The sequence below is a fragment of the Streptomyces sp. NPDC038280 genome (assembly GCF_055600045.1).
Window position 1 is genome coordinate 386,596 of the sequence record NZ_JBVJYZ010000003.1, and the last position, 13,117, is coordinate 399,712.

11 protein-coding genes are annotated in these 13,117 nt (G+C 73.0%); 2 read left to right on the forward strand and 9 right to left on the reverse strand.

Going from position 1 to position 13,117, the window contains the following annotated elements; translation table 11 throughout:
• Window positions 1-33: 33 nt before the first annotated feature.
• The 5 genes from ACZ7J0_RS10065 to ACZ7J0_RS10085 form a co-directional block, all read right to left on the reverse strand.
• The gene (locus ACZ7J0_RS10065; protein ID WP_468707767.1) at window positions 34-267 is read right to left on the reverse strand and encodes a hypothetical protein; all 234 of its coding nucleotides are present in this window, start codon (window positions 265-267) and stop codon (window positions 34-36) included.
• Between the two features lie 56 nt (window positions 268-323).
• On the reverse strand, window positions 324-803 hold the full coding sequence (locus ACZ7J0_RS10070) for an NUDIX hydrolase (RefSeq protein ID WP_470885772.1): 480 nt from the start codon (window positions 801-803) through the stop codon (window positions 324-326).
• 106 nt (window positions 804-909) lie between these two features.
• Window positions 910-2,115 (reverse strand): NAD(P)/FAD-dependent oxidoreductase, encoded by a 1,206-nt coding sequence (locus tag ACZ7J0_RS10075; RefSeq protein WP_470885774.1) that lies wholly within the window; start codon window positions 2,113-2,115, stop codon window positions 910-912.
• Window positions 2,112-3,509, reverse strand: a complete 1,398-nt coding sequence (locus tag ACZ7J0_RS10080) for an FAD-dependent oxidoreductase (protein ID WP_470885776.1) — start codon at window positions 3,507-3,509, stop codon at window positions 2,112-2,114. The genes ACZ7J0_RS10075 and ACZ7J0_RS10080 overlap by 4 nt, the downstream gene beginning before the upstream one ends.
• Window positions 3,506-4,972, reverse strand: coding sequence for an FGGY family carbohydrate kinase (locus ACZ7J0_RS10085; protein ID WP_470885778.1), 1,467 nt, complete (start codon window positions 4,970-4,972; stop codon window positions 3,506-3,508). The genes ACZ7J0_RS10080 and ACZ7J0_RS10085 overlap by 4 nt, the downstream gene beginning before the upstream one ends.
• Before the next feature lie 352 nt (window positions 4,973-5,324).
• Between ACZ7J0_RS10085 and ACZ7J0_RS10090 the strand changes: the two genes are divergently transcribed.
• Both ACZ7J0_RS10090 and ACZ7J0_RS10095 read left to right on the forward strand, forming a co-directional pair.
• Entirely contained in the window at window positions 5,325-6,311 is a 987-nt protein-coding gene (locus tag ACZ7J0_RS10090) for a hypothetical protein (RefSeq protein WP_470885780.1), read from the forward strand.
• A 171-nt stretch (window positions 6,312-6,482) separates the two neighbouring features.
• Window positions 6,483-7,907 carry an amino acid permease gene (locus tag ACZ7J0_RS10095; RefSeq protein WP_470886051.1) on the forward strand — a complete coding sequence of 475 codons (1,425 nt, stop codon included), beginning with the start codon at window positions 6,483-6,485 and terminating at the stop codon, window positions 7,905-7,907.
• 25 nt (window positions 7,908-7,932) lie between these two features.
• Here the strand turns inward: ACZ7J0_RS10095 and ACZ7J0_RS10100 are convergent, their stop codons facing one another.
• From ACZ7J0_RS10100 to ACZ7J0_RS10115, 4 genes are all read right to left on the reverse strand, one after another.
• Entirely contained in the window at window positions 7,933-8,679 is a 747-nt protein-coding gene (locus tag ACZ7J0_RS10100) for a GntR family transcriptional regulator (RefSeq protein ID WP_470885782.1), read from the reverse strand.
• A 211-nt stretch (window positions 8,680-8,890) separates the two neighbouring features.
• Entirely contained in the window at window positions 8,891-10,312 is a 1,422-nt protein-coding gene (locus ACZ7J0_RS10105) for an NAD(P)/FAD-dependent oxidoreductase (RefSeq protein WP_470885784.1), read from the reverse strand.
• A gap of 135 nt (window positions 10,313-10,447) precedes the next feature.
• Window positions 10,448-10,993, reverse strand: a complete 546-nt coding sequence (locus ACZ7J0_RS10110; RefSeq protein WP_470885786.1) for a PadR family transcriptional regulator — start codon at window positions 10,991-10,993, stop codon at window positions 10,448-10,450.
• Window positions 10,994-11,016: 23 nt separating this feature from the next.
• On the reverse strand, window positions 11,017-13,032 hold the full coding sequence (locus ACZ7J0_RS10115; RefSeq protein ID WP_470885788.1) for an NADPH-dependent 2,4-dienoyl-CoA reductase: 2,016 nt from the start codon (window positions 13,030-13,032) through the stop codon (window positions 11,017-11,019).
• Between the last annotated feature and the right edge of the window lie 85 nt (window positions 13,033-13,117).

The window sequence follows — 13,117 nt, forward strand, 5'->3', positions numbered from 1 at the left end:
TACACAAGCCGAAATACCAGCCGTCAGGGCAGGCTACGCGTGGGTTTTCGGTGTGCTCCGCAGTGCGGACACAAGGCGGAGCAGATGGGCTTCGTTCCCGCAGAGACCGGCCGCGCGCAGCGCTTCGTCGGCCTCTGCCATGGGGTTCCTCAGCACCACCCCGGCCATGGGTGCGAGGCCGGGATCGGAGAGAACGGCCTGTGCGGTCTCCATCAGACGGATGTAGGCCTGGGCCGCGGCGCGCTCACGGGCGGTGATGGTCGTCATGTCGGGCTCCCTCTCGACAGGTTGGCGCCTTCCACCCTCTCGCACGGGTCTGACAATCAGCCGTCACCGGCCCCGGCGAGGTGTGCGGCGAGCCGTTCGAGGAACACCCGCTGCCCCGCGACGAGCAGCGGCGCGGCGGCCTCAGGAGGGAACCAGCCGACCCGGTCGACCTCCGGGAACTCCCGCAGTGTCCCGGAGCCGCGCGGCCACTCCATGGTGAACGTGCCCGGCACCACCGCGGTGGGATCGAGGTTCCCCTCGACCGCCCAGACCGAGACGGTCTTGCCGCCCGCCTGCCGGACCTCTCCCAGCGGCACGGCCTCCCCGTCGGGCGGCGCGAGCCCCAGCTCCTCCTGGAACTCACGGCGCGCGGCCGCCTCGGGCGTCTCGTCGGCCGCGTACTCACCCTTCGGGATCGACCAGGCGGCCGCGTCGCGCGACGACCAGAAGGGCCCGCCCATATGGGCGATGAGCACCTCGAAGCCGCCGTCCGCCTCGCGGTACAGAAGAAGACCCGCGCTTCGCTTGTCCGGCATGCCGTCAAGTCTCGGTGAGCACGGACGGGCGCGCCACCGGCCGGGGACCCTCCGCGCACGGACCGGGCGTCCCCGCCCCGGCGTACGGACACTCGGACACGGACGCTCAGACGACGTCGACCACGACGGGCCCGCCCGACAGGTCCACTCCGCTCGCCCATCCGGCCGCTACCCGGACGGACCGGGACGGCGAAGCAGGGCCCCGGAGCCGGGCGCGGTGCAGCACACGGCCGTCCTGGCTGAACGTCACCGTCCCGCTCGCCCCCGTACGGCCCGCGCGCACCAGAAACGCTCCGGCGGCCGGCCCGGTGATCCGGTTCGGCGCCACCCAGGCCAGCGGATCCCGTGCCACCAGCGCCACGCCCGGGGCGGGCCAGGGAGCACCCCCGAGGTGGCTCAGGACGGAGGCGGCGACCGCCCGTCCCCCGGCGGCCGCGGCGCCGGCCCGCTCGATGCCGTGGAGGGCGTTGCCGACCGCGAAGACGCCGGGGCCCGTCGTACGGAACGCCGTGTCGACGGACGGGCCTCGGGTGCCGGGGTCGAGGACGAGGCCGCCGTACCGGGCCAGTTCGTGGTCCGGGATCCAGTCGCCGGTGAAGACGACCGTGTCGCAGCCCAGCGTCCCGGTCCGGCCGTCACGGTGACGCACACGCACCCCCGACAGACGGCCCCGGCCCACGAGTTCGCTGACGGTGGCGCCGGTCAGCACGGGGAACGGGAGACGCCGGAGCAGGGGGGTGTCCGGGTGCTCGGTGACCATCGCCGCCACCCTGACACCCGCCCCGGCGAGCGTGCGAGCGGCCTGGTGCGCGACCGGCTCTCCGCCGACCACGACCGCCCGGTGGCCGACCGCCATGCCGTGGAGGTGGACGGTCCGCTGGAGCTCGCCGGTGGTGAGCACACCCGCCGGGCGTGAGCCCGGCACCAGACGGGCGCTGCGTGGCCGCTCCCGGGCGCCGGTGGCCAGGACGACCGCGCGGGCGGTGATCCGCTGCAGACCGGCCGGGCTCGTGGTGTCGAGGGTCAGGGGACCGGCCCACCCGGTGGCCGTGACACCGGTACGGACCGTGGCACCGGCCCGTACGGCCGCGTCCACGAGCCGACGGGCGTAGACCGGCCCCCGGACCGTCCCGCCCAGCTCCCGCAGCCCGAAGCGGCCGTGGTGACAGTGGTGGGGCACGCCCCCGGCGACGGAGTCGCGTTCCAGGACCTCCACCCTGCCCGCGCCCGCGGCTGCCAGGCGCGCCGCGGCCGAGAGCCCGGCCGGCCCCGCCCCGACGATGAGCACGTCGACGGTGACGGCACGGCTCATGGCGCACACTCCTCGAACAGCGCGCGGACCGCCGCCCCGCAGGAGAACCCCTGGCAGCGTCCACCGCGCGCCCGGGTACGGCGGCGCAGCCCGTCGAGGGAGCCGGGCGGGATCGTGCTGGTGAGCGCGTCGCGGATCTCGCCACGCGACACGCGCTCGCAGTGGCAGACCAGCGTGCCGTACTCCGGGTCCCCGGCGATCAGTTCGGCGCTGCGGTACGGGCGCGGGAACGCCTCGCCGAGGTTGGGCATCCGCACCGGGGCCAGTGCGCCCGGCCTACGCGCCTCCAGGCCGCCGTCGCGCAGCAGCTCCACCACGTGCGCGGCGATCGCCATCGACGCCGTCAGCCCCGTCGAACGGATCCCGCCCACCGTCACGTACCTCTGATCCGGGTGTCCGGCGATCCGGTAGTCCTCGTGCCCGGTGGCCGCCCGCAGTCCCGCGTACACCGCGGTGACCTCCTCGTCCAGCAGCTCGGGCACGATCCGTCCGCCCTTCTCCCGCAGGAGCGCGAGCCCTTCCGCGGTCGAGCCGGTGGCCGTCCTGTCGTCCAGGTCCTCCGCCGTCGGCCCGAGCAGCACCTTTCCGTACACCGTCGGCGCCACCAGGACCCCCTTGCCGAGCGCCCCGGGCACCGGCAGCAGGATGTGGTTCACCAGGGAGCGGGCGAACGCGTCGAAGACGATCAGCTGGCCGCGCCGGGGCGTCACGGTGAAGTCGTGATGGCCGAGCAGCCGGTCGAACACGTCCGCGTACAGCCCGGCCGCGTTGACGAGGTGACGGGTCCGCAGCTGCCCCCGGCCGGTGACGAGGGTGTGCGGCTCACCGGCCACCACGGACTCCACCCGGCAGTTCAGGTGGAGGTCGACGCCGCTGCGGACGGCTTGGGTCGCGTAGGCGAGCGTCGTCGTCCACGGACAGATGACGGCCTCGCCGGGCACGTCCAGCGCGCCGAGGACGCCGGGCCCGAGGTGCGGCTCGCGCGCCCGTACCTCCTTTGGGCCGATGATCCGCGCGTCCCGGTAACCGTTGCGTCCGGCCTTCCGCGCGAGGCCGTCGAGCGCGGCGAGCTGCTCCTGGTCCCAGGCGACGAGCAGGGCGCCGAGCGGCTCGACCGGGATGCCCGCCTCGGCGGCGTACGCGGACAGCCGCCGCTGTCCGTCCCGTACGAGACCGGCTTCGAGGGACCCGGGTACGGCGTCGAAACCGGTGTGCAGGATGGCGGTGTTGGCCTTGGACGTCCCGTCGCCGACGTCGTCGGACGCCTCGACGAGCGCTGTGCGCAGTGGATAGCGGGCCAGTTCACGGGCGATCGCCGAGCCCACCACTCCCGCGCCGACGACCGTGACGTCGTAGACCTCGCCGGGGAGCGCGCCGACCGTGGTGAGGGTCATGCCGGGCCGGGAAGGGCCGGGGCTTCGTCGGCGGGGCCGTCGACGAGGTTGGCGACCGCCGTCCTGAACCGAGCGAGCCGCTCCGCCGCCCGATCCGCCGGGACGCGTGGCTCGTAGACGGCCGACGGCTTCCACTCCGGTACGGCCTCGTCCACGGTGAGCGAGGGGTCCTGCCCCAGCCGGGCGACCGCCGCCACGCCGAGCGCGGTGACATCAGGCAGCGCCGACACCTCCACCGGGATCTGGAGGAGGTCGGCCTGGGTCTGCATCAGTAGGGCGGACCGGGTCAGTCCGCCATCGACCCGGAGCGTGGTGAGGGGCGCCCCGAGGTCGGCGGCGACCGCGTCGGCGAGTCCGACGACCTGCGCGGCGATTCCGTCGCACAGCGCCCGGACCAGATGTCCGGCGGTCGTGTCGAGCCCGAGACCCGTCATCGATCCCCGGACATCGCCCCGCCACCAGGGCGCGGCCAGACCGGCGAGCGCGGGTACGAAGGTGACACCGCCCGCGTCCGGCACGGCCCCGCCCACGGCGTCGATGTCCTCGGCGCCCGACAGCACCCCGAGATCGGTGAGCCAGCGGACGGCGGACGCGGCGGTGTACACCTGCCCGTCGAGGCAGTAGCGGGTCCCTCCCCGCAGCCGCCATGCCACACAGCCGACCAGCCCGGTGCCGCTGCGGCGGGGGAGCGGTCCGCTCTGGGCGAGCAGGAACGCCCCTGTCCCGTAGGTGCACTTGGCCGCTCCCGGCTCGGTGACGCTCTGCGCGAGCAGCGCGGCCTGCTGGTCCACGAGCAGTCCGGTCAGCGGGATCTCGGGGCCGAACGCGGTCGTGACACCGACCGGCGCGTCCGCGTCGACGACGCCCGGCAGCCGCTCATCCGACAGGCCGAAGACGTCCAGGGCAGCCCGCGACCAGGCGACGGTGTCCAGGTCGAGCAGCTGGGTGCGGCCGGCGGTGGCGGCGTCGGTGACGAACGCGCCGGTGAGGCGGTGGACGAGCCAGGCGTCGCTGGTCGTCACCACGCCCTCGGCGGTGAGATGGCGGCGGATCCAGGCCATCTTGGGTGCGGCGAAGTACGGGTCGAGGGGCAGGCCGGTGAGGTCGCGCAACGCGTCGGCGTGCGGGGCGAGTTCGGCGCAGAGCGATTCGGCCCGCCGGTCCTGCCAGACCAACGCGTCGGTCAGCGGCTCACCGGTGGCCGGGTCCCAGGCGAGCACGGTCTCGCCCTGATTGGCCAGACCGAGGGCCGTCACGGGTTCCCCCGCGGCGGCGAGCGCCTCGCGCCCTGCGTCGATGACCGACGCGAGCAGGTCGCGGGGGTCGACCTCGACCCGGCCTCCCGGCAGGTAGCGGGGTCGTACCGGCGCGGAGCCCGAGCCGATCACACCGCGCTCCGGACAGACGACCAGAGCCTTCGTCCCCGAGGTGCCCTGATCCACGGCCAGTACGGGACCCGTCATCGTCCACTCCTGTCCGGCCCCGGGAATCCGTCGAGGCCTTGATCGTCGACCGAAGCCTTCATCAGCCGAGTCGGCGGCGTCAAGGTTCCACCGGACTCTCCGAGACCGCTGACAGTCAGCCAAATTCCGGCCGTGGCCGAATAGTTGTGTTCGAACAGAAAAATGGATCGCCGGCGTCCGGCGGCCTCTATAGTGATCGCCGATCAACGGCACGTGACCAGGCCGGGGTCCAACGGCGGTTCTGCAGCGTCGCAGTCACCGCCGGGCCGCCCCACCCCAGTGATCGAGGACCCATGACCACGACCGTCGCAAGACCCGCGCCGCCGGGCCGCACGCCGACCTGGGCGGGGTGATGGCGGGCAACGACTTCCGGCCCGTCTACCACCCGGCAGGGCACGACAACGCGCTGCGCGTCGCCGTGCAGGACCTGCGGACCGGCCGCTGGGTGTCGATGGCACAGCTGCTCGCCGACACCACCGACTGGGCGCAGTGGACCCGGCGCACCCAGGTGCTGGCCGCCGTCGCCGCCGGCTCCGACGTCGTGCAGGCCTGGCAGGCCGAGGAACCCGACAGCGTCGCCGCGACCGTGATGCAGACCCGCGTCGCCGTCGAACGGGCCGTGCGCGCCCACCGCGCCGCGCACCCGCGCACCCGCGAGCTGTGGCAGGGGGCCTGGTCGGCCTGCCGCCTCGCCGCCCACACCTCGCCGTCCGACCCGGTCCCCTGGGTGTGTCTCCTCGCCCTCGCCGTGCTCGACGAACGCCAGCGCATGGAGGAGCACCGGCTGGCGCCTCCGGGGCCGATGCTGCCGCCGGGCCCCTGGGGCCTGCTCGCGGAGGCCGACAAGCGCGACCCGTACAACCGCGAGGCCTACCACCGGATGCTGCAGTTCGTGTACGGGCGCAGTGCCGGACCGCTCTCGGAAGCGGTCAACTTCGCCCAGTGGGCGGCTGGTTCGGCTCCGGCCGGTTCGGCCCTTCACGTCCTGCCGCTCTACGTCCGGGTCGAGCGCTACCGTCGTGAGGGCGGCCAGGAGAGGGCGCTCGATCTGCACTGGGTCGCGGAGGACGCCACCCGCGACGCCCAGCGGGCCCTCGACACGTGGTTCGCGTACACCGACCTGTCGGAGGCGTCCCTACTGGATCTGAACCATCTGGCACACGCCCTCTGGGGAGCGCTCCACTTCGACGAAGCGGCCCGGGTGTTCACGGCTCTCGGACCCTACTGGGCCACTCTTCCCTGGGCGTACCGCACCCGTGACCCGGCCGACCAGGCGCTGGCCGAGGAGGTGTTCCTCCGGGCGCGCGGCCGCAGCCTGGGGAACGACCGGTACCGCTGAACCGCACGCCCCCGCACCGCCGCACCGCCCCGTCCCCCTGCTCCACCGTCTTTCGGAGGTACCGCCTTGTCCCGTACCGCATGGGCCGCCGGCCAGGATCGGCACGTCCCCCAGCACGACGAGGAGGAACGGCTGAGGGAACTCGGCTACCAGCCGGTCCTCGCCCGCCGGATGGGAGGCTTCGGGAATTTCGCGATCAGCTTCTCCGTCATATCCGTCCTCTCCGGCTGCATGACGCTGTACGGCTTCGGCCTGGGCACGGGAGGCCCGGCCGTGATGATGTGGGGGTGGGCGGGCGTCGGCCTGTTCGTCCTGTGCGTGGGCCTCGCGCTCGCCGAGGTGACCAGCGCCTATCCCACCTCCGGAGCGCTCTACTACATGGCCGACCGGCTCGGAGGGCGCCGCTGGGGCTGGTACACCGGATGGCTCAACCTGCTCGGCCTGCTCGGCGCGATCGCCGGAATCGACTACGGCGCGGCCCTCTTCACCGGCGCCTTCCTGAACCTCCAGTGGGGCTTCGAGCCCACGGCCGGTTCCACCTTCCTGATCTTCCTGTGCATCCTGCTGCTGCACGCGGTCCTCAACCTCTTCGGCGTCCGGCTCGTCAGCGTCCTCAACTCGATCAGCGTGTGGTGGCACCTGGCAGGTGTCGCCGTGATCGTCGGCGCGCTGGCGATCGTCCCGGACCACCACCAGACCCCGCGATTCGTCTTCACCGAGTTCGTCAACGACACCGGCTGGGCGAACCCGTTCTACGTGGCGGCCGTCGGCCTGCTGCTCGCGCAGTACACCTTCTCCGGCTACGACGCCTCCGCCCACCTCTCGGAGGAGACGTCCAACGCCTCCGTCACCGCCGCCAAGGGCATCGTCCGCGCCATCTGGGTCTCCTGGATCGCCGGCTTCGCCCTGCTCGTCGGACTGACCTTCGCGATCCAGGACTACGCGGCCACCCAGGGCAGCGCGACCGGCGTCCCGCCCGCCCAGATCTTCCTCGACGCGCTCGGCTCCGGCGGCGCCACCGCGCTGCTGCTCGTCGTGATCGTGGCGCAGCTCTTCTGCGGCAACGCCGAGGTCGCCGCCGCCAGCCGCATGGTCTTCGCCTTCAGCCGGGACAACGCGCTGCCCGGCTCCGCGCTGTGGCGGAAGGTCAGCAGCCGTACCCAGACACCCGTCCCGGCCGTCTGGCTGTCGGTCGTCGTGGCCGGTGTACTCGCCGTGCCGTCGCTGTACTCCGCCACCGCCTACGGCGCGGTGACCGCCATCAACGTCATCGGCATCACCCCCGCCTACGCCATCCCGATCTATCTGCGCCTGCGCGCCGGCGACCGCTTCCAGCCCGGTCCGTGGAGCCTGGGCCGCTGGAGCAAGCCCATCGGCTGGACGGCCGTGATCTGGGTGGCTCTCGTCACGGTCCTCTTCTGCCTGCCGCAGAAGTCACCGGTCACCATCGACTCCATGAACTACGCGGTGATCGCGCTGGCCGTGGTGCTGGTCCTCGCCAGTGTCTGGTGGTACGTCGCCCGTCGCTCGTACGGGACTCCTTCGGCGTACGGCAACGCCCGCGAGCAGGCGGAGATCGCCGAGGGCATCGTCTGACCCGCCGCCCGCACCGCGGGCGTGCTCAGCCGGAGAACTCGTAGGTCCAGTCGGCCGAGTGCCCGGCGAAATCGATGTCCGTGATCTCCAGCGCGTGCCCGTGCTGGTCGCTCACCACCCGGTGGACGGCCAGCCGGGCGGCGCCGTCCCGGTCGTAGGGCGCCGGCTGCTGGACCCCGATCGTCTCCCGCCGGGTCAGCCGCAGTCCGGCCTGATGCATCCAGTGGTAGAGCAGCCGCAGGTCGGGTTGCTGCCCGCAGTCGTTGCCCTGCCGGTAACGGCGCAGTTCGGGGATCTCCGCCAGCGCGTGGGCGGAGAACCGGGAGACGGACCGCTGCACCGGAGTCCCGTTCGGCGTCAGGACCCGGTGGTGGTGGACCAGGGTGGGCTCGCCGGGCGCGAGGGCGAGCCGGGCGGCGAGGTCGACGGCCGGCGCCTCCCAGGTGAGCCCCGCGCGGACCAGCGCGCCGCTCGCCTCCGTACCGCCCGGGAAGTACTGCTGACTCGGAGTCAGTACCGGTCCCTGCGGCTCGTGTTCGCCGGAGGCGGCGAAGGTCCCGCGCCGGTCGGTGACGACGAGCCGCTGGTCGCGCAGGAGTTGCAGCGCGCTGCGGACCGTCTGCCGGTTGACGCGGAAGCGGTGCGCCATGGACCGTTCCGACGGAAGCCGGCTGCCCGGGGCGATGCGCCGGTGGGTGAGGTCGTCCGTCAGTGCGGCGGCGACGCGGAGGTAGAGCGGAAGCTCGGTCAGGTCGCGATCGGGCTCAGCCATGATCAACCCTCTCTTCGGTCTCTTCGCTCAGTGTGACCGGATGGCCCGTGTGGGTGATCAATCTCTATCATTGGTCTAAACCTTTATGGAAGAGAGGTCCCGGAGTCTGGCCGAAACGGGGCAGCGCCGCCGCGGCGGGGAGGCGTCGCGGCCCATGAACTCCGGGACCGGCCCGGGCGCCCCGGGGCGGGGGCGCCCGGAGATGGCCGGATTACCGGGTCTCTTCCGCCGGCTCGGGCTTCAGCGGCGGCTCGTGCGGCGTCCTGGGGGCTGGTCCGAACAGCACCGCGCGGGCCACCCTCGGCGCGAAGAGCGAGGTCAGCGGAGCGCTCAGGGTCAGTACGGAACGGAACGCCGCTCCCACGACGGGGTCGCCGGAGTACCGCTCCTGGACGCGCTTGAGGTACCAGCCGGCCGGCTTGTCCGCCATCCTGACCCGCGCCGCGTCCCCCTGAGCCCCCGGCATGTTCTTGTCCGCCCCCGAGGAGATGTCCCACGCCTGCCGCGACGCGTCGAACAGGGCCCGCTGCACGCGGCGGGTGGTCGGGGTGCGCCGCGGGTCGGCCAGCGCCCGGCGCAGCGCGACGGCGCTGATCGCGGCGACCGCCATGCCCTGTCCGTAGATCGGGTTGAAGGCGCAGAGGGCGTCGCCCGTCGCCAGGAAGCCGGCCGGGCGGCGGCCCGGACGGTCGTAGCGGCGGCGGATGTTGGCCGTGTTGCGGAAACCGTGCACGGCCGAGTCGGGCTCGGCCCCGGCGATCCACTCCCGCAGGATGGGGTGCGGGAGCCGGCCGGCGAACTCCTCGAACCCGGCCGCGTCCGTGGGCGGTTCGCAGCCCCTGAGGCCCGACAGGGTCACGAGCACCCGGCCGTCCTCGATGGGCAGCGCCACACCGCCGTACACCTGGCGGGGGTTGGGGACGATGTAGTAGCCGCGCACGTCGGGACCCAGGGTGCCCTTCGTGTCCCTGTAGACCCGGGTGGCGTAGGCGAGGCCGGTGTCCAGGGTCTCCTCGTGCGGCGCCTCGGCGCCGATCGCGGCCAGCCAGTCGGGCGCGCGGGTGCCCCGGCCGGAGGCGTCCACCACCAGATCGGCCTCCAGTGGGCGGGGTTCCTTCGGGGCGTCCGCCCCCCGCTCGCGCAGCAGCACGCCCCGCACGCGGGACGAGTCGCCGAGCAGGCCCACGACCTCCGAGCCCTGGACCGTCCCGATCCGCGGGTCCGCGAGCACCCGCCGGCGCACCAGCGCCTCGAACTGGGGGCGCGAGCCGGTGAAGAAGTGCGAGGTCGCGGGCATCCGGCGGAACCAGCGGCCGTTCTGCCACTGGATGACGTCCCTGGGCACGCCGACCCTGGGCGCGCCCTGCTCGCGCAGTTCGTCGACAAGGCCCGGAAGCAGCTCGTCGAGCGCGCTCTGGCCGCCCTCCAGCAGGACATGGAGGTGGCGGCCCTGGGGGACGCCGGGCCGGGGGTCGGCGCCTTCGGGCAGGCGGTCCCGCTCGACGATCGTCACACGCTCCGCGTGCTCGGCGAGGACCCGGGCCGCGAGCAGCCCCGCGAGGCTTCCCCCGACGACCACCGCGTGCCGTGTCCGCGGCCCCACCCCGTGTCCCGTTCCCAACTGCTCGCCCATGCCCGCCCCTTCACGCTCTTGATCTAGGACTGACCAGTATCCACGGTCGGTGCGGGAACGTCGCGGGCGCCGAGCCGCCGCAAACGCTCCCCGCCGGGACTCGAGGCCGCCCGCCCGACCAGGCCCGGCCCCCGTCTACTCCCCCTGCCCCGGCTCGTCCAGTTCCTTCAGCGCATGGGTCAGCCACTCGATCCAGAAGCGTTCCATGTCGATCCCGCCCCGCAGGACCACGTGCCGCAGCCGGTCCTCCGTGGTGTTCCGCTCCGGGGGGAAGTGCCGTTCCTCGATCGCCAGGTACTCGTCCAGCTGGCGCCGGTGCAGCCCGAGGTGCCGGTTCAGTTCGTCCCGGAGGCCCTGCGTGCCGACCACCGCCGCCGCGCGCATCCGCAGCAACAGGGCGTCCCGCACCGGCTTGGGGTCCTCGCGGGCGGCCACCCACTCGGTCAGCTCGGCGCGCCCGGCCGGCAGGACCTCGTACTCCTTCTTCTGCCCACGGGCCGGCGCCCGGGCGGGCAGGGCACGGATGTGCCCCGCCTGCTCCAGCTTTCCCAGTTCGCGATAGATCTGCTGGTGCGTGGCCGACCAGAAGTAGCCGATCGACCGGTCGAAGCGACGCGTCAGTTCGAGACCCGACGAGGGCTTCTCGAGCAGGGCGGTCAGGATCGCGTGCGGGAGTGACATGACCGCATCCTAGGGACAGCGGGTCACAGCGCCGCCGCCAGCCGGGTGCCCTGGTCGATCGCGCGCTTGGCGTCCAGCTCCGCGGCCACGTCCGCCCCGCCGATGAGGTGGACGGAGAGCCCGGCCGCCGACAGCTCGTCGAACAGCTCGCGGCGGGGCTCCTGGCCGGTGCAGAGCACGACGGTGTCCACCGGCACGGTCTGCCGCTCGCCGTCGACGGTGATGTGCAGGCCCTGGTCGTCGATCCGCTCGTACGACGCGCCCGCGACCATCGTCACGCCCCGGTGCTTCAGCTCGGTGCGGTGGATCCAGCCGGTCGTCTTGCCAAGTCCGGCGCCGACCTTGGAGTTCTTGCGCTGGAGCAGGTGCACCGTGCGCGGCGGCTTCGGACGCTCGGGCGCGCGCAGTCCGCCGCGCGTCGCGTACTCCGTGTCGACGCCCCACAGCCGGAAGTACGTCTCGGGGTCCTGGCTCGCTTCCTCGCCACCGTCGGTGAGGAATTCGGCGACGTCGAAGCCGATGCCGCCGGCGCCGATGATGGCGACGCGCTCGCCGACCGGCGCCCCGTCACGCAGGACGTCCAGATAGCTGACGACGCTCGGGTGGTCGATGCCCTCGATGACGGGGGTGCGCGGGGTGACACCGGTGGCGACGACGACCTCGTCGAAGCCGGCGAGCAGCTCGGCGGTGGCCACCGTGTTCAGCCGGACCTCGACTCCGCGCAGGTCCAGCTGCGTACGGAAGTAGCGCAGGGTCTCGTCGAACTCCTCCTTGCCCGGGACCCGCTTGGCGATGTTCAGCTGCCCGCCGATCTCCGCGGCGGCGTCGAACAGCGTCACGTCGTGGCCGCGCTCGGCCGCCGAGACGGCGCAGGCGAGCCCCGCCGGCCCGGCGCCGACGACGGCGACCCGCTTGGCCAGCCGGGTGGGGGAGAGGACGAGCTCGGTCTCGTGGCAGGCGCGCGGGTTGACCAGGCAGGAGGTGATCTTGCCGCTGAAGGTGTGGTCCAGGCAGGCCTGGTTGCAGCCGATGCAGGTGTTGATGGTGTCGGCGCGGTCCTCCCGCGCCTTGGCGACGAAGTCGGGGTCGGCCAGGAACGGCCGGGCCATCGACACCATGTCCGCGCGGCCCTCGGCGAGCAGCCGCTCGGCGACCTCGGGAGTGTTGATGCGGTTGCTGGTGACCAGCGGCACGGACACGGCGCCCATCAGCTTCTTCGTCACCCAGGTGTACGCGCCGCGCGGCACCGACGTCGCGATGGTCGGGATGCGGGCCTCGTGCCAGCCGATGCCCGTGTTGATGATCGTCGCGCCGGCCGCCTCGATCTCCTTGGCGAGGGCGACGACCTCTTCGAGGGTCGAGCCGCCGGGTACCAGGTCCAGCATCGACAGCCGGTAGATGACGATGAAGTCCTCGCCGACCCGCTCACGGATGCGGCGGACGATCTCCAGCGGGAAGCGGACGCGGTTCTCGTACGAGCCGCCCCAGCGGTCCTCGCGCCGGTTGGTCGCGGCCGCGATGAACTCGTTGATGAGATAGCCCTCGGAGCCCATGACCTCGACGCCGTCGTAGCCGGCGGACTTGGCGAGCTCGGCGCACCGGGCGTAGTCCTCGACCGTCTGCTCGACCTCCTCGTCGGTGAGGGCGTGGGGGACGAAGGGGCTGATGGGCGCCTGGACGGCGCTGGGCGCGACCAGGGTCGGGTGGTACGCGTACCGGCCGAAGTGCAGGATCTGCATCGCGATCCGGCCGCCCTCGGCGTGGACGGCGTCGGTGACGACCCGGTGCTGGGTCGCCTCCTCCTCGGTGGTGAGCTTGGCACCGCCGTCGTAGGGCCGTCCGGCGTCGTTCGGGGCGATGCCACCGGTCACCATGAGACCGACGCCGCCCCGGGCGCGCGCCGCGTAGAAGGCGGCCATCCGCTCGAAGCCGTTCTCGGCCTCCTCGAGACCGATGTGCATGGAGCCCATGAGCACCCGGTTCGGCAGGGTGGTGAACCCGAGGTCGAGCGGGCTCAGCAGGTGCGGGTACGGGGTCATGGGGGCGCCTCCTCGCGCTGGTCGTCACCCTGTTCTAGACGACCGGGAAGCCCTTATGCAACTAGTTGCACAAAAGCGCGAGGCG

What these genes read in the sequence shown, in the direction of transcription:
- ACZ7J0_RS10065 (WP_468707767.1), bottom strand. Translation starts at nt 267, where the DNA reads ATGACGACCATCACCGCCCGTGAGCGCGCCGCGGCCCAGGCCTACATC.
- ACZ7J0_RS10070 (WP_470885772.1), bottom strand. Translation starts at nt 803, where the DNA reads ATGCCGGACAAGCGAAGCGCGGGTCTTCTTCTGTACCGCGAGGCGGAC.
- ACZ7J0_RS10075 (WP_470885774.1), bottom strand. Translation starts at nt 2,115, where the DNA reads ATGAGCCGTGCCGTCACCGTCGACGTGCTCATCGTCGGGGCGGGGCCG.
- ACZ7J0_RS10080 (WP_470885776.1), bottom strand. Translation starts at nt 3,509, where the DNA reads ATGACCCTCACCACGGTCGGCGCGCTCCCCGGCGAGGTCTACGACGTC.
- ACZ7J0_RS10085 (WP_470885778.1), bottom strand. Translation starts at nt 4,972, where the DNA reads ATGACGGGTCCCGTACTGGCCGTGGATCAGGGCACCTCGGGGACGAAG.
- ACZ7J0_RS10090 (WP_470885780.1), top strand. Translation starts at nt 5,325, where the DNA reads ATGGCGGGCAACGACTTCCGGCCCGTCTACCACCCGGCAGGGCACGAC.
- ACZ7J0_RS10095 (WP_470886051.1), top strand. Translation starts at nt 6,483, where the DNA reads ATGGGAGGCTTCGGGAATTTCGCGATCAGCTTCTCCGTCATATCCGTC.
- ACZ7J0_RS10100 (WP_470885782.1), bottom strand. Translation starts at nt 8,679, where the DNA reads ATGGCTGAGCCCGATCGCGACCTGACCGAGCTTCCGCTCTACCTCCGC.
- ACZ7J0_RS10105 (WP_470885784.1), bottom strand. Translation starts at nt 10,312, where the DNA reads ATGGGCGAGCAGTTGGGAACGGGACACGGGGTGGGGCCGCGGACACGG.
- ACZ7J0_RS10110 (WP_470885786.1), bottom strand. Translation starts at nt 10,993, where the DNA reads ATGTCACTCCCGCACGCGATCCTGACCGCCCTGCTCGAGAAGCCCTCG.
- ACZ7J0_RS10115 (WP_470885788.1), bottom strand. Translation starts at nt 13,032, where the DNA reads ATGACCCCGTACCCGCACCTGCTGAGCCCGCTCGACCTCGGGTTCACC.